This window comes from Enteroscipio rubneri, assembly GCF_963929405.1.
In the GTDB taxonomy this organism is placed as follows: Bacteria; Actinomycetota; Coriobacteriia; order Coriobacteriales; family Eggerthellaceae; genus Enteroscipio; species Enteroscipio rubneri.
The window spans coordinates 973,534-987,376 of record NZ_CAWVIN010000003.1 but is presented as its reverse complement, the minus strand read 5'-3'; the positions used below and the strand labels follow the sequence as shown (position 1 = coordinate 987,376).

Below are 13,843 nucleotides of genomic sequence, written 5' to 3'. Positions count from 1 at the left end.
GGTTCGGCTGCGATCAGGCATAGGCCCCCACGCGTGAATCGTCGATGAAATCCATGAAGCGCGTGAACTCAGCGTTGAATGCAAGCTTGATATCCCGCGTAGGTCCGTTGCGGTGCTTCGCCACAATGAGTTCGGCTTCGCCCATATTGGGGCGGTCGTCGCTTTCGGCCTCTACCTCATCCATGCTGCGATCAATGAACATGACGATGTCGGCGTCCTGTTCGATGGAGCCCGATTCTCGCAGGTCGGATAGCATCGGGCGCTTCTTGCCGCGCATCTCGACCTGGCGCGAGAGCTGCGAGAGCGCAATGACGGGCATGTCCATCTCCTTCGCAAGCACCTTAAGGCCACGCGATATCTCGCCCACCTCCACCGCGCGGTTGCCGTCGCGGCGCGTCTGGGGCGGCTGCATGAGCTGCAAGTAGTCAACCACGATGAGGCCCTTTTCAGCGCCGCGCAACTCACGGCGAGCCTTCGCGCGCAACTCCAGAATCGAGAGCGACGGAGTGTCGTCGATGTACATGTCCAACTTCGAGAGCGTGTTCGACGCGTCGGCGATTGCCCCCCAGTCGGACTCCTGCAGTTGCCCGGCACGCAGCCGCGACAGGTTGACGCGCGCCTCGGAGCACAGCACACGCTGCACCAGCTGCGCTGCGCTCATTTCAAGGGAGAGAAACGCCACGGTCACGCCAAGCTTGGCGGAGTTGGTAGCCAGGTTGAGGGCGAACGAGGTTTTGCCTACGCCGGGGCGCGCAGCCAGGATGACCAGGTCGCCCCCACGGAAGCCGTGGAACAAATCGTCGACATCTTGGAAGCCGCTCGGCACGCCAGCCATGCTGTTTTTCTGCTCGGCAAGCTTCGTAATCTCGTCGAAAGCGTCAGTGAGCAACGTGTCCATCTTCTTGAATTCCGAGGACACGCGCTTTTCGGTGACGTTGAACAGAATCTTCTCGGATTCTTCGACCACCACTCCCAGATCATCGGGCGCATCGTAGGCGAGCGCGTTTATTTCAGTCGATGCTCGGATGAGGTCGCGCAAAATGGAGGTGCGCTTGACGATGTCGACATGATTCTGCCAGTTCGTGAGGGCGAACGTGTTGTCGGCGAGTTCCACGAGATAGGGTTTGCCGCCCACCGCCTCCAGCTGGCCCATCGCTTTGAGGTTGTCGGCGAGCGAGATGTGGTCAATGGGAATGTGGCGCACGTACAGGTCGATCATCGACTCATAGATGCGCTGGTGGGCAGCGCGATAGAAGTTTTCCTTGACCAGTTTTGGCGCCACTTCCTCGATAGCCTCTTGGTTGAGCAAGCATGCCGCCAGCACGGACTTCTCCGCCTCGATGTTCTGCGGCTCCATCTTGCGCCGGTCGGTGACGGTGGCCTCATCGGGTGCAAAATCGGCGTTGTAAGGCGCGTTCGGGGACATGCTCTCTTTCCTCTCAGCATATGCGGGATGCAGGGCAAAGCCCTATGATACAACAACAATAACTGCAGGTCGCCACCTATTTTCGACGCGAGCGAACACCTCCGGTTATCCACCGCCATAAGAAAACCCCCTTCGTGCCCATCAGGGCGAAGGGGGTTTTCCACGTTTTCCACAACTTTGCGCGGTGGAAAACGTTTTTGAGCAGATCGTGCTATTCGGCAGTCTCTTCGGCCGGAGCATCAGCCTCCGGGGCCTCGGGGGCCTCGGGAGTCTCTTCGACAACCTCGACGTCCTCTTCGACCACCGTCTCCACGAGCTCGTCTTCGGAGCCCACAACGCGCAGTTTCACCGTCGTCTTGATGGTGCGGTAGATGGAGATGGACACCTCATGCTCGCCAGCCGTCTTGATAGCCTGGCCAAGCTCGATGCGGCGCTTATCGACCTCGATACCGGTGCTCTCCTTGAGGGCCTCGGCGATCATCTGCGACGTCACGGAGCCGAACAGCTGGCCCTCGTCACCCACCTGGGCGACGACCTTGATGAGGGCGCCGTCAAGCGTTTCCTTCATCTTGGTGGCATCGGCAACGCGATTCTCCTCGCGCTTGGCGATGTTGTGCTTGCGCTGCTCGAGCTGCTTCAGGTTGCCTTTGGTCGCGGGAATCGCGATGTTCTGGCGGAACAGATAGTTGTTGGCAAAGCCGGCGGCCACGTCGACAACGTCGCCTTCGCCGCCCTTGCCCTTCAGTTCTTGGAGCAGGATGACTTTCATGGTTCCTCCTTGCGCCTAGCGGCTGCGACGGTCGCCGCGGCCGCTGATGGCGGGAACCGCATAGGGCATCAGAGCCATCTCGCGAGCGCGTTTCACGGCGTTCGCGATGTCGCGCTGGTGCTGGGTGCAGGCACCCGTCACGCGGCGCGGCTTGATCTTCCCGCGGTCGGTAACGTATTTGCGCAGCATTTGCGTGTCTTTGTAGTCAATGTACTGCGTGTCCTCTTTGCAGAACTGGCAGTACTTGCGACGCGGCTGCTTCGCGTAATCGGACATTTCAAACCTCTTTCGTGTCGCTTAAAACGGGATGTCTTCGTCATAGACCGAAGAAGAGGCATCGACAACCGGCGGAACCGCCGCAGGAGCGGGAGCCGGAGCGGCTGCAGGGGCAGCATAGCCGCCGCCATACGACGACGAATCGCTGTTGCGGCTCGACATGAACTCCAGTTCGTCCACGATCACCTCGAGCTTGCTGCGCTTCTGCCCTTCGCGCTCCCACTGGCTCCAGCGGAGCTTTCCCTCGACGGACACCTTCGTGCCCTTGCTGAGATAGCGCGAAAGGCTCTCGGCACGGGCGCCGAACATGGTGCAGTCGATGAAGTTGGGGTAGTCCTCCCATTCGCCGGTCTGCTGGTTCTTGCGACGGTCGTTGACCGCCACGCCGAAACCGAGCACGGGAAGGCCGCTGGCCGTAGAGCGCAGCTCGGAATCCCTTGTAAGGTTTCCGCTGATGATCACTCTGTTGATGCTCATGTTGTCTACCTCTTCTCACATGCCAGGCCCGAAAGGCTTCGGGCCCGAAACGTCTTTTCTAATCGCGATCCGGACGCTTGACGATCATGTGACGCGCGACCGCGTCGTTGATACGCAGGATTCGATCGAGTTCTGCAACATTGGCGGGATCGGCATGAAAATCGATGAGAGTGTAGTCACCGTCGGTCAGACCGTTGATCTCGTAAGCGAGTTTGCGCTTGCCCCAGTTGTCGACGTTGTCAATCGTGCCTTCGCCCTCGGCGATCGTGGTCTCGATACGCTTCATAACGGCGGCGCGGGTTTCTTCGTCGATAGACGGAGCGACAAAAAACAGCAATTCATAAGCCTTCATCAGCTCACCTCCTTTGGACTGTACGGCCCCGGTGCTGGTGAAGGCACACTACCCGGGGCAGGATTAGCCTGACTATTCTAGCAAAAGGGCGAGCACACGTAAGCCGCAACCGATCCGCTCATCCTTTTACACCGTTTCGCCACACTTCATGCACCGGCGCTTCGCCGACCCCCCGAGCCTTTGCGCCAATCTCCCATCAGCGTTCCGAATCCTTGCCCGATCTCGTATCAGCGTTCCGAGTCCATCCCGCCGCCTCCCTATGCCGAGTTGCGGCGGCGGGACGACGCCTTGTCCAGCCAACGTCCGAACTTCGCAAATCCATACTAGCAAGCTCAAACAGCGCTTCGATGGCGCACGTCAAGCGCGGCAGGACGCTGCATCCGACGCGGAACCGCCGCCGAGATGCTGCGAAATCAGCGTCCACCTGAAGCATGTCCAGCGCACACCTAACGGGCATCCAGCGCGCGTCCAACGTGTTTCTAACACGACAGCCAGTCCCCGCGCACTCAGCCTTCGTTCGACCGACGTTCGTGCGACCGACGTTCGTGCAGCTTTCGTTCAATCGAAATTCTTACGACCGCTGTTCGTTCAATCAACCTACGTGCGACCGAATTCGTTCAACTGACGTTTGTGTAGTCAACCTTCGTGCGACGGGAATTCGTGCGACCGACGTTCGTGCGAACGGCTCTTGTTCGACGAGCAGCGGTTCGCGGGCGCTTTGCGAAAAAGTCGGTGCCGTGGTCGACGAGCAGGACGAAGCGCCACCGTAGGAAGCGCAAAAACGCAGGATGTTTCACGTGAAACATCCTGCGTTTCAAACTTCGCGGAGCAAACTGAAACGACCGCAGGCGCGAAAACGAAGGTCGGGTTTCGGAGGCCTGCGGTGGCGATGCAGTGGCTAGGCCTCGGGTTTTTCGGCATCGTCTTCGACAGCGTCGTCTTCGTCGTCGAGGTATTTCTCGTCAATCTCGTCATCGTCGTAAGCGTCGGCGCTCTTGAGTGCGACCATGAAGTTCGGAGCCTCGCCGATGTAGGCAGGCTCTTCCTCGAAGACAAGCGCACCGTCTTCGTCGGCTTCGTACAGAAAACCGACGGCATAACCTTCGTCCTCGCCGGGCACGCCGCCCTCGGCAATGAGCGCATCCTTCGTACCATCGTCGATCTCGACGTACCCGTCGTAGCACAGGGCGTAGGCGTCCGCACCTCGCGCATTCTGCACCGTATGGCGAGCGAAGTTGAAGCACTCCTCGGCTGTCTCGCCGGGATGATTCTCAATGAAGAGGTTGTCCTTCACGACAAGCGCCGTGTACGGGATCACGTCCTCTCCCTGAAGCATCTTCTCCTTCGCTTCTTCAAGCGAGAATAGCAGCACCTTCTCCAAAATCTCAGGAATCTCGGGAACCTGCACGTCGGAGCTTTCTACTACGCGATCGGCCATAGCCTCGTCCTTTCAATTGCGGTGAGCGCGGCGCCGGACAACATCGGTCCCCGGAGCGGTCGCGCGTGCCAGGAACCCGGTTTCGGCTCCATGCTTTCCTGATCGACAGCGGCCCAGATGGAACAGGCATGCCGAACGCGGAAACGAGCGGCGCGCCGAGCATGGAGCATTTCGGGATACCACTCGCTCGCCAAGTGGCGAAGCGCACGAGCATCGGTCCGAACAGCATCCGGTGCCACGCTTTTCGTTGCCAATCAGTGTAGGGGTTGGTGTACTTCGCACGCAGAAGAAAGCCCGGTTATTCGGCGTATCTTCAAATTTCGACGCACATGACCGAACGGGCGGTAAACCAACTCCACGCACAGGAGAACCCGTGCAGACATTCCCTCGTACAGCGAACAAACTCCAAATAGCAGATAATCATAGGATGGGGATGCGGAAGACTTCGCGCACCCCGATCGAGCGCGAGGCGTGCGAGAATGAGAAAGGAATTCTCCCGATCTGGCATTTTTGCAGGGAGAACCACCGAGGCGGTTTCGCTGCCCCGATTCCATTTTCCCGAATTCGACGATTATTTGCCACCGCACCCACGTCAAGAATAAAAGCTGCAGAACACAGATCGCTGATTCTCCTCAAGCCAAGAAGGCGGGGGATTCTTCGTCGCAGATAACGATGCGCTACATTTGGGGCCTAGTGATGGCGATGGCAGCCGCGGTGGCAGGAGCGATGCCCGCGACGACCCTTCTTCTTGCATTTGATGCCTTTATCCTTTGCTGCAAGAATAATCTTCTCAGTGATCGTATTGAGCTGGGCTATCTCCTCTTCAGTGAGGCACGAAAGGATCTCTTCGGCAGTGCGGTCATTGGCTGCGAGACGCTTTTCCGCGACAGTGCGCCCCTCATCCGTGAGCTTCACGATGTAGGTGCGCTTGGCGTCGGCGCCCTCAATGGCGACGAAATCGTTGCGCTCGGCCTTCTTGACGATATCCTTTAGATCGCGTCTGCTGATGCCGATGATATCCACCAACTCGCGCTGCGTAGCAGCGCCGTCGCGCTCAAGCAGCGCGCGCATAAGCGCTCCCTGACCCTTCTTGAAACTTTTCGGCCCGTTTTTGTGAAATGTGCGGCGTACGAACTTGTCGGCTTTTTTGAGCTGGTTCAATGTGGCGGTCGCTTCATTCATGGAGGACTCCTTCTTCGATGTGCGCATATCTTCGCTTTGCCCGTCTCGCATTCACTATAAGCCCCGAGCACGGGTATGCGCCTATTCACGAGAAGAAAATCACTCTTCAGGCCCGAGAACCAGTCGGCCCAGGACGCCGCGGCCCCGAGCACGGGCAGGGCGGCCCGTCCCGTGCCCTCCCGGGCGGGCCCACGGGGCCCGAGGGGCTACTCGGATTCCTGGGGGACCTCCACGTTGTAGGAGGCGTCTTCGGGCATGTCGTTGACGACGATCTCGGCCTTCGACTTGAAATCGGCGAACCAGTCCCGGTAGCCGCCGTCGGAGGCTTCGCTTTCGAAGGAGGCGCGCGCAGCCTCCAGGAGGGCCTCGGGAACCTGGCCGACCTCGGTCAGGCCGCCTTCGGGGATGTCGAACTCATCGGTGCACATGACGAGGCAGACGCCCTCTTCGGTCTCGAACGGCTCGCTTACCTCGCCCGCCTCCAGGCCGGCCAGCGCCTCGGCGTAGGCCTCCCCCACCGGCGAGAGCGCGTCCCATCCCCTGTCGCCGCCGGCGGCGGCACCCTCGTCGGCGGCGCGCTCGTCGGCGGCGTCGGCGAACTGGACCTCGCCGGATTCGACGGCGGCGCGCACCTGCTGCGCCTCGTCGGCGCCATCGGCTGCGAACAGGATGCACGAGGAGCGCTTGGCCCCGTCGTAGCCGGCGGCCCGCTCGAGCAGCTGCCCGTCGTCAGGTGCGGCGGCCTCGGCGAAGGAGTCGGCGAGCGCCGTCTTGAGAAGCGAGAGCTCCACCTGGGCGCGGTAGGCCTCTTCGGTCGTGTGCGAGGAGGCGAGCGCCTCGCGCCAGGCCTCGTCGGACTCGTAGCCCTCCTTCGCCTTCTGCACGGCTTCGTCCACCTCGGCGGCGTCGGCCGACACGCCGCGCTCGCGGGCCGCCTGGCGCACCAGCTCCTCGTCGACGTAGTAGTCCACCACCTCCTGGCGGACGGATTGCGGGGTGTAGCCGTTGTCGGCCAGCCACGTGGCCCATGCGCCGTCGTCTTCCAGCGACGAGGTCGCGCGGAAGTCGTCGATGTAGGCGGCGACGGTCTCCTCGGCGACGGGCGTCCCGTTCACGGTGGCGGCCGGTGCGGCGCCGCCGCAGCCAGCCAGCCCGATCGCGCAGCTTAGGGCAAGCGCCGTCGCGATCACCGTGCGGGCGGGATTCGATGCTTTCATAAAACGTTTCCTTTCTCGTGCGGGGAAAGTCCCCCCTGTGTTTTCGGGATGGGCCGCCCTTCGCAGCCGGCGGCGTGCTCGGCAGTCTCGAGCAGGGCGAGGCCGGCCCGGGTGATCCGGTAGGAGTTCTCGGCCGAGGCGCCGTTGGGGTGGGTGCGCCGGGTCGCGTCGAGCGCGCCTTTGCGGACGAGGCGCTGCAGGGCGCAGCGCGCCTGGCAGGCGGAAAGCCCCGTCTTCGCGGCGACGTTCGCGATGGACACGACCGCGCCGCGCGGCCCGTCTAGGTGCGCTTGCACGCAGGCCAGGACCGCCAGCTCGCGCCCGGCCGACACCGACGACTTCACTCGCGGCACGGCCGTCGCCCCACATCCCGCCCGTCCGGCTTGCGGGGAGCCTCGTCGCGGCGCGGGCCCTCCCGCCTGCGGGCCTCGACGGGCCCGGGGCGAACCTCGAGCCTGCGGGCGGCGGCGTCGATCTCGTCTTGGAGGACCTCGTAGCCGGCCTTCGTGAGGACGTAGCGGTTCGCCCGCTGGCCCCCGTCCTCGTCGAAGCGCGCCTCCACCACGATAAGCCCCTCGCCCTGCAGCGCCCGGCAGGCGCTGCGCACGCGGCCCTCGGTGAGCGCGAGCGAGCGCGTCATCAGGCCGAAGGACGTGCCCTGGCCGGAGTTCTCCTCCGCGCGGACGGCCAGGTACGCAAGCACGCGCATCCTGGTCCTCTCGAGCGTCTTCCTATCCGTGCGAGCCATGTCTGTCCGCTCCTTTCAAACGCGCTTTACGAAACTGTCGCCTTGATGACGGTGCGGACGCTTCTTGTGCCCGCACTGATGGTCTGCGCGGGACCGATGGGCGAGGCGGACATCGTGAGCGTATCGGCCTCCCCGGGCCGGATGGATCCGGTGAGGAGCACCTCACCGGAAGCGCCGCCCACGGCCTGCTTGATGTTCTGGCCGTTGAGGGAGAGGACCACCTCATCGAGCAGGCGCTGGTCGTCGGTGGTCTCGTAGAGCGCCAGACGCACCGCCTTGGTGGAGCGGCTCTCGTTTTCCACGGCCACGCTCACGTCCCGCGTGCCCGCCTCGTCCAGGCGGCCCTCCTCGTCGGTTTTGATGGTCATCTTGATGTTGGAGGGCAGCACCACGCTGATGACGTCCTCCACCTCGCCCACCTTGCCCGTGAGCACCGTCTCGACCGCCGCGCCGTCGCGGTCGATGATCGCCTCCGCGCCGAACGCGGGGGCGGCGCAGGCGAGCGCGAGCGCGGCCGCCGCGCAGATCACCCTGCCGGGCGCTGCCCTGTACGTCAGTCTTTCCATGTCAGCCTCCCACCTTCACCTTCACTCCGGCAGCCACCGTGCCGATGTAGCTTTTGTCGTCTGTCCTGTACGCCTCCACCAGCGCCGTGCAGTCGTACTCGCCGGTGGGCACCATGGCGTCGAGTGCATCTTTCTCCACATAGGTCCCCGGCTGGAGCAGCCCGGTGGCGTACACCTCCTCGCCGGTGTCGTCGCGCACGAGCCTGAGCCTTGTGTACTTGGCGTTGCCGGCCGGGTTCTCGAACATGACGGCGCCCTCAGACGAGGGGGTCTCGAACGCCATGCGGGTGTTGACGGAAAAGCCGATCATGCCCTCGTCGAGCGCGCGCCGATCCTTTTCCGAATCCTCCTCGCCGAAAAGCGCGCCCACCACGATGTTGCTCTCCATGTCCTCGTCGGGCCGATCGTGCAGAGCGCACCACGCGCACGCGAGCGCCACCGCCAGCAGCAGCGCGGCGAGCGCGGCGATGCGCACACGCCGGGCGCGCCGGGCGTCGTCGGGCGGGTGCGGAAAGGGCGCGGCCATCAGCTGCTCTCTTTCCGCGATCCGCCGCCGGCGGCGGCCTCGGGGCCGGAGGCGGGGGCGTCGGGCGATCCGACCTGCGGGGCCTCGGGGGCCTCGGGGGCCTGCGGGGTGTCGGGGCCGGGGGCGTCAGCCTGCGAGCCGTCGGGCGATCCGGCCTGCGGGGCCTCGGGGGCGTCGGGCGATCCGGGGGCGTCAGCCTGCGGGGTGTTGGGGCCGGGGGTGTCGGGTTCGGGATCCTCTTCCTCGTCGCGCTTCTTGCGGCGGACAAGCAGGATGACGAACAGGACTAAGGCGAGCAGCGCAAGCAGCGCCGCGAGCAGCCACGGCCAGGGGCATGCCGAGCCCTCGTCGGACCCATCGGACTTATCGGAGGCGGAAGAGCCGGGCTTCGCGGCATCACCCTTCTTTGCGCCAGGCGCAGACGATCCCGCGCTATGCGGCGCGGCGGCATCGCCAGGCGCGGCGGCATCGTCGGCGGTTTTGGATGCGCCGTCGCGCACGTCCACGGTGGGCATGGGGTTCGCGGGAGGCCGCGTCGAGTCGTCTTCGCCGCCGACGTCTGGCTCACGCGAGGGCCCGGGGTCTTCTGCGGGCTTGTGCAACACCACATGCCACACCTCGCCGGCCAGGCCGTGGCACACGAACCGGGCGGTGAACGTGCGGTAGCCCGCCTTCGACACGGACACCGCGTAGGAGGCGTTCTTGGACAGGCCGGACACGCGCACATCCCCCTCAGATCCGGTGGTCTGCGAGGACGACCCGCCCTGCACCGTCACGGACGCGCCGGGGACGGGGCGCCCCGAAACGTCGAGCACGTGCACCTTCGCCGCGTACGTGACGGCCGGCGGCTTGGGGGCGTCCACCTCGACCTCGACCGTCACCTCCACCTTCGCGTCCACATCCACATCCACGTCGGCGGCCAGGGCCTGCAAAGGGGCACCCGATGCGAGCGGTACCGCCAGCGCGGCGACAAGGCACGCAAAAAGAAGCGGTCTCGCCGCCGCGCGGAGCCCGCTCGCCGGGGCCGTCCGCGCCGTTCCTTCTGCCTGCCTGGTCATGGTTCTACCTGCTTTCAGTCGCTTGGAGCCGGATCCCGGGGCGTCCCGGGGGCCGTTGATCGTGCAAATGCCTTACGCGGGGCATCTTCGGAGCGGGCGGCGAGGGGACATCCCTCGCCGCCCGAACGGTTTCGAACGCCTCGGAGCCAGAAGCTAGACCGTCGGCTTGGTGGAGGTCACCGTGAACGTCGGCTTGATCTGGAAAGAGTCGCCGTCGGTCCATCCGGCCGGGTTGACCTGGCCGTAGATCATCATGGCGTCGGATTCTTTCGGTGTCGTGCCGTCGGTGGAAGCCTCGATCTCGCCCTTGTTGTCCTTGTTGAACGGATAGTACTTCGTCGTCGAGGTGGTCAGCCAGTCGGTGTCCGTGCTGAAGTCGGCCGGCGCTTCGGCGACGGACTTGATGCCGATCATCATCTGATCGCGGTTCGACGCGGTGTAGGTGGGGGCGGTGTTTTTCAGGTCGGGCGTCACCGTCGTGCCGGGGGTGGCAGCCGACGTCGCGGCCACACCGGAGATGTAGGCGTACACCTTCACGCGCGAGAGGTTCTTCACCTTGTAGTTCGTGGGGCTCGTGAACTGGCCGTGCTTGTTTGAGGTGGTCGAAGCGCCGGAGCCGGTGTCGCCTGCCGCGGCGTCAGCGACACCCGCCGTCGCGCCGGGGTCGACGTTGAACGCCACGGTGGTGGGCATACTCACCGACAGCGTGGTGGCCTTGATGGTGCCGGTGAGCGTGGTTTCCGTGCCGTCGAGGCCGATGGTCTTGTCGTCTTCGGCCTTGGTGCCCGTCGAGTCTTGGGTCGCCTGCTCCGATCCGTTGTAGTTCGCCGCGAGCGCCGTTGTGGGCACGCATATCGCGGACGCGAGGGCGACGCTTAGCGCGAGGGCCCCTATCTTCGTCTTTCTCATATACCTTCCTCCTTCATTGCAGATGCTCTCCCCTTGCCGGGGCTTCGCTTGTGCGGCGCGGTGCCGCTTCGTCCCGCTCATGCCAGACGCACCACCTCCCTTTTTCCGGGAGGCTCGCGCCCTGCGCCGGGCGGGCCGGCCCCTGCGGGCCACAGATGCGTCGTCCTTTCCATGCAACGCCCCCTATCCCTGCACGTAGACCGTGATCTCGGCGGCCGCCTGGCCGATGGGGGCGTTGTCGGAGAGCTTGTAGGTCTCGAAGTAGGCCGTGCAGGGGTACTCCCCCGGCTCCAGATCCGCCTCGAGCGGGGCGCTTTCGATGTACTGGCCGGGATCGAGGTATCCCGACTGGTAGATCTTCTCGCCGTTGTCCTTGCGGTAGATCGCACAGGTGAAGCGGTTGTTGTTGATCTCGGCATTCTCGATCATGAGGTTGCCCGGGCTCGCGCCGTCGGGAAACGACGGCGTGACGTTGATGGAGAACGTGAGCATGCCCTCGTCGACGATCTTGTCGAGGTCTTCGAAATCGCCGGAAAGCGAGCCGACGCGGGCGTTGGCGTCGGGCAGCATGCCGTCGCGGTTCGGATCGGGGGAGGTCAGCCATAAAAACAGCGCGATGCCGGCCGCGATGAGCAGCAGAAGCAGGATGGAGAGCACCACCCATTTGCGCTGGGACTTCTTCGCGGGGGCGCCTGCGGGCGCGGGGCTCGCGGGGGCGCCTGCGGGCGCGGGGGCGCCTGTCGGGGCGGCGTGCGCGGGGGCCGCGGGATGCCGGGTTTCGCTTCGGTTCTCGTCCATGTCAGTCCCATCCTTCTATGCGCAGCTCGAGGGCCGCCGACATCGTGTTCACCTGCGTGGCGCCGGAATAGACGCCCACCTTCGCCGTGGCCCGATACGTCCCGGGGGCCAGATCCGCCGCGAGGGCCAGATCCTCCAGGTAGCTTCCCGGCGCCACCATGCGGGTGGAGCCCACCAGCTCGCCGGTGTCGTCGAGGTAGACGTCCATGCGGGCGGAGTACTCGTTTTGCGCGGGGTTCTCGAACTCCACGTTCACGACGTTGACGGGGCCCTGCGACGTGGGGATCTGGTTCACCACCAGCCGGTAGCTGCCGGGGGCCACCGGCGAGTCGGCAGCGTTGAGGCGGCCGGAGACTGCATGGGGGTCAGGCAGCAGATCGATGCGGTCCTGCACGGGCGCAGGCAGGCGAAACAGACCCAGCCACGCGGCCGCCACGAGCCCCGCCACCAGCAGGAGCAAGACCAGCAGCGCGATGCACGCGTTGCGCGCCGCGCGGGGCTGCTTCTGCTCGGGCGCGCAAGCCGCGGCGGCAGGAGCCGGGGATGCAACGGGCGCGGGCACGGTCGGGGCGCCGGGGCGTTCGGCGGCCTTCCCGCCCACCTCGGCCCGAGGGACCACAGCCTTGCGGGCGGCTTTGGCCTGCGCCTCTTCGGCTTCGTGATCGCAAACGGCTTGGGCGCCAGGTGCCTTTCGGGCCGAGGTGCGCTCCTTTGCGGCGCGCTCCTTGGCGGCGCGGGCGTCGGCGCGGGCCTGCCGCTTCCGCTCCTTCGCCGAGAGGGGCAGCGTCCCGGGCGCCGGCAGGGGCTCATCCGGCGATGCAGCCGGCATGCCGGAGGGCCCGGGAGCAGGAGCGGGTACGAAACCGGGAGCCGTGCGCACGTCGCGAACGGATGTTTCACGTGAAACATCCTCGAGCGCCGGGTCCTGCTCGGGGCGCGGGGCGGGCGCCACGCGCACGGGGGCGGGGGCCGCGGGGGCGGGCGCCGCATGCACGGGGGCGGGGGCGCTCGCAGGCGCATGCACGGGGGCGGATGCGACGGCGCAACGATCGATCGCCCGATGCTCTCGCGCGTGCGCGGAAGCCTCGGGGGCGGGCCTCGGGACGGGAGCCGGGGTCTGCTCGGGGCGCGGGGCGGGCACGGGTTGCGCGTTTCGGACGGGGGCCGGGCGCGGGGCGGGCACGGGGCCGCCAAGCGACTGGGCGTCGGCCAAGGCCCGCGAGGCGGAGGCCAGGGCGACCTGCGCGAGGGCTTCCATGTCCGGGGTGGAGGCGGCCTCGGCGCGCGCGGCAGCGTCGGCAAGGGCCAGGGCGGCGCGGGCGGCGTCGAGCGTTGCGGGTGCCTGCGGCAGGCCGCCTTGGCTCGCCGCCTCGGCGGCCTCGACGGCGGCAAGCGCGATGCGCCGTGCCATGGCAGCACGGCCGGAAGAGACGGGAGCCGGGAGGGGAGCCGTGTGCACGTCGCGAACGGATGTTTCACGTGAAACATCCCCGAGGGTCGAGGCGGGCTCGAACTCGGGGACTCTCGCAGCAGGCACAGGAGCGGCGGCCTGCACGGGGGTCGAGGCAGGAGCAGGCTCGGGCTCGAACGCGGGCATCGGCGCGGGGATCGGGGCGGCGGCCTGCACGGGAGTCGGGGCGAACTCAGGAGCAGGCTCGGCCGCACGCGCAGCCATGCTCGCAGGTTCGACCGCACGCGCGGGCCCCGCCTCCGCAGACTCGGCCACACGCGCGGCCACGCATGCAGACTCGGCCACACGCGCGGCTGCACTCGCAGGCTCGGCCACGCTCAGCGGCTCGGACGGCTGCGCGTCGGCGGCGGCCTTGAGGGCCTCGGTGCGCTTGAGGACGGCCTTCGCCCGCTTGAATGCGCTGCGCACGAGCTCTTCGTCGCGGGGGCGCGAGTCGGCCGCCTGCACGGCGCCGAGCGCCTCCAGTGCGCAGCGCAGCGCGTCGGTGGCCTCCTCGACTCCCGAGCCGGACTCGAGCGCGCGGCGCTGGAGGGCGTCGGCCGCCTCGAACGCGGCCAGCGCCATGCGGTTAGCCGCGACGAGCTTCGCCTCCATGTCCATGCCCTTCTTCTTGTCCTTCTTCTTTCCCAT

At 65.7% G+C, this 13,843-nt stretch carries 16 protein-coding genes; all 16 read right to left on the bottom strand.

What is annotated here, in order from left to right; genetic code table 11:
- Positions 1–13: 13 nt before the first annotated feature.
- The 16 genes from dnaB to ABGT83_RS11035 all read right to left on the bottom strand — a co-directional run bounded on the left by dnaB (position 14) and on the right by ABGT83_RS11035 (position 13,843).
- Positions 14–1,426: a replicative DNA helicase gene (gene dnaB / locus ABGT83_RS11110; RefSeq protein ID WP_103265808.1), complete on the bottom strand. Its 1,413-nt coding sequence runs from the start codon at positions 1,424–1,426 to the stop codon at positions 14–16.
- Between the two features lie 211 nt (positions 1,427–1,637).
- Entirely contained in the window at positions 1,638–2,195 is a 558-nt protein-coding gene (gene rplI / locus ABGT83_RS11105) for a 50S ribosomal protein L9 (protein WP_103265809.1), read from the bottom strand.
- Between the two features lie 15 nt (positions 2,196–2,210).
- Positions 2,211–2,471 carry a 30S ribosomal protein S18 gene (rpsR, locus tag ABGT83_RS11100; protein WP_103265810.1) on the bottom strand — a complete coding sequence of 87 codons (261 nt, stop codon included), beginning with the start codon at positions 2,469–2,471 and terminating at the stop codon, positions 2,211–2,213.
- Positions 2,472–2,492: 21 nt separating this feature from the next.
- Positions 2,493–2,948 carry a single-stranded DNA-binding protein gene (locus ABGT83_RS11095; RefSeq protein WP_103265811.1) on the bottom strand — a complete coding sequence of 152 codons (456 nt, stop codon included), beginning with the start codon at positions 2,946–2,948 and terminating at the stop codon, positions 2,493–2,495.
- Positions 2,949–3,006: 58 nt separating this feature from the next.
- Positions 3,007–3,300, bottom strand: a complete 294-nt coding sequence (rpsF, locus tag ABGT83_RS11090) for a 30S ribosomal protein S6 (protein WP_103265812.1) — start codon at positions 3,298–3,300, stop codon at positions 3,007–3,009.
- 898 nt (positions 3,301–4,198) lie between these two features.
- Positions 4,199–4,738 (bottom strand): hypothetical protein, encoded by a 540-nt coding sequence (locus ABGT83_RS11085; protein WP_103265813.1) that lies wholly within the window; start codon positions 4,736–4,738, stop codon positions 4,199–4,201.
- A 690-nt stretch (positions 4,739–5,428) separates the two neighbouring features.
- Positions 5,429–5,920 carry a MarR family winged helix-turn-helix transcriptional regulator gene (locus tag ABGT83_RS11080; RefSeq protein WP_103265814.1) on the bottom strand — a complete coding sequence of 164 codons (492 nt, stop codon included), beginning with the start codon at positions 5,918–5,920 and terminating at the stop codon, positions 5,429–5,431.
- A 206-nt stretch (positions 5,921–6,126) separates the two neighbouring features.
- Complete coding sequence (locus ABGT83_RS11075; protein WP_346687588.1) at positions 6,127–7,137, bottom strand: peptidylprolyl isomerase; 1,011 nt, start codon at positions 7,135–7,137, stop codon at positions 6,127–6,129.
- The gene (locus ABGT83_RS11070) at positions 7,134–7,490 is read right to left on the bottom strand and encodes a hypothetical protein (protein ID WP_346687147.1); all 357 of its coding nucleotides are present in this window, start codon (positions 7,488–7,490) and stop codon (positions 7,134–7,136) included. The genes ABGT83_RS11075 and ABGT83_RS11070 overlap by 4 nt, the downstream gene beginning before the upstream one ends.
- On the bottom strand, positions 7,478–7,885 hold the full coding sequence (locus ABGT83_RS11065; protein ID WP_103265816.1) for a hypothetical protein: 408 nt from the start codon (positions 7,883–7,885) through the stop codon (positions 7,478–7,480). Before ABGT83_RS11065 ends, ABGT83_RS11070 begins: the two co-directional genes overlap by 13 nt.
- A 26-nt stretch (positions 7,886–7,911) precedes the next feature.
- Positions 7,912–8,451 (bottom strand): hypothetical protein, encoded by a 540-nt coding sequence (locus tag ABGT83_RS11060; protein WP_103265817.1) that lies wholly within the window; start codon positions 8,449–8,451, stop codon positions 7,912–7,914.
- A 1-nt stretch (position 8,452) separates the two neighbouring features.
- On the bottom strand, positions 8,453–8,977 hold the full coding sequence (locus ABGT83_RS11055) for a hypothetical protein (RefSeq protein WP_103265818.1): 525 nt from the start codon (positions 8,975–8,977) through the stop codon (positions 8,453–8,455).
- Positions 8,977–10,035: a carboxypeptidase regulatory-like domain-containing protein gene (locus ABGT83_RS11050; RefSeq protein WP_346687149.1), complete on the bottom strand. Its 1,059-nt coding sequence runs from the start codon at positions 10,033–10,035 to the stop codon at positions 8,977–8,979. The genes ABGT83_RS11055 and ABGT83_RS11050 overlap by 1 nt, the downstream gene beginning before the upstream one ends.
- A 153-nt stretch (positions 10,036–10,188) precedes the next feature.
- A complete protein-coding gene (locus ABGT83_RS11045; RefSeq protein WP_346687151.1) occupies positions 10,189–10,944 on the bottom strand; it encodes a hypothetical protein in 756 nt (251 codons plus the stop codon).
- 183 nt (positions 10,945–11,127) lie between these two features.
- The gene (locus ABGT83_RS11040; RefSeq protein WP_346687153.1) at positions 11,128–11,742 is read right to left on the bottom strand and encodes a hypothetical protein; all 615 of its coding nucleotides are present in this window, start codon (positions 11,740–11,742) and stop codon (positions 11,128–11,130) included.
- A 1-nt stretch (position 11,743) separates the two neighbouring features.
- The gene (locus ABGT83_RS11035) at positions 11,744–13,843 is read right to left on the bottom strand and encodes a hypothetical protein (protein ID WP_346687155.1); all 2,100 of its coding nucleotides are present in this window, start codon (positions 13,841–13,843) and stop codon (positions 11,744–11,746) included.

Excerpts from the sequence above, each read along its gene's own strand:
- dnaB (WP_103265808.1), bottom strand. The coding sequence starts at position 1,426 with ATGTCCCCGAACGCGCCTTACAACGCCGATTTTGCACCCGATGAGGCC.
- rplI (WP_103265809.1), bottom strand. The coding sequence starts at position 2,195 with ATGAAAGTCATCCTGCTCCAAGAACTGAAGGGCAAGGGCGGCGAAGGC.
- rpsR (WP_103265810.1), bottom strand. The coding sequence starts at position 2,471 with ATGTCCGATTACGCGAAGCAGCCGCGTCGCAAGTACTGCCAGTTCTGC.
- ABGT83_RS11095 (WP_103265811.1), bottom strand. The coding sequence starts at position 2,948 with ATGAGCATCAACAGAGTGATCATCAGCGGAAACCTTACAAGGGATTCC.
- rpsF (WP_103265812.1), bottom strand. The coding sequence starts at position 3,300 with ATGAAGGCTTATGAATTGCTGTTTTTTGTCGCTCCGTCTATCGACGAA.
- ABGT83_RS11085 (WP_103265813.1), bottom strand. The coding sequence starts at position 4,738 with ATGGCCGATCGCGTAGTAGAAAGCTCCGACGTGCAGGTTCCCGAGATT.
- ABGT83_RS11080 (WP_103265814.1), bottom strand. The coding sequence starts at position 5,920 with ATGAATGAAGCGACCGCCACATTGAACCAGCTCAAAAAAGCCGACAAG.
- ABGT83_RS11075 (WP_346687588.1), bottom strand. The coding sequence starts at position 7,137 with ATGAAAGCATCGAATCCCGCCCGCACGGTGATCGCGACGGCGCTTGCC.
- ABGT83_RS11065 (WP_103265816.1), bottom strand. The coding sequence starts at position 7,885 with ATGGCTCGCACGGATAGGAAGACGCTCGAGAGGACCAGGATGCGCGTG.
- ABGT83_RS11060 (WP_103265817.1), bottom strand. The coding sequence starts at position 8,451 with ATGGAAAGACTGACGTACAGGGCAGCGCCCGGCAGGGTGATCTGCGCG.
- ABGT83_RS11055 (WP_103265818.1), bottom strand. The coding sequence starts at position 8,977 with ATGGCCGCGCCCTTTCCGCACCCGCCCGACGACGCCCGGCGCGCCCGG.
- ABGT83_RS11050 (WP_346687149.1), bottom strand. The coding sequence starts at position 10,035 with ATGACCAGGCAGGCAGAAGGAACGGCGCGGACGGCCCCGGCGAGCGGG.
- ABGT83_RS11045 (WP_346687151.1), bottom strand. The coding sequence starts at position 10,944 with ATGAGAAAGACGAAGATAGGGGCCCTCGCGCTAAGCGTCGCCCTCGCG.
- ABGT83_RS11040 (WP_346687153.1), bottom strand. The coding sequence starts at position 11,742 with ATGGACGAGAACCGAAGCGAAACCCGGCATCCCGCGGCCCCCGCGCAC.
- ABGT83_RS11035 (WP_346687155.1), bottom strand. The coding sequence starts at position 13,843 with ATGGGAAAGAAGAAGGACAAGAAGAAGGGCATGGACATGGAGGCGAAG.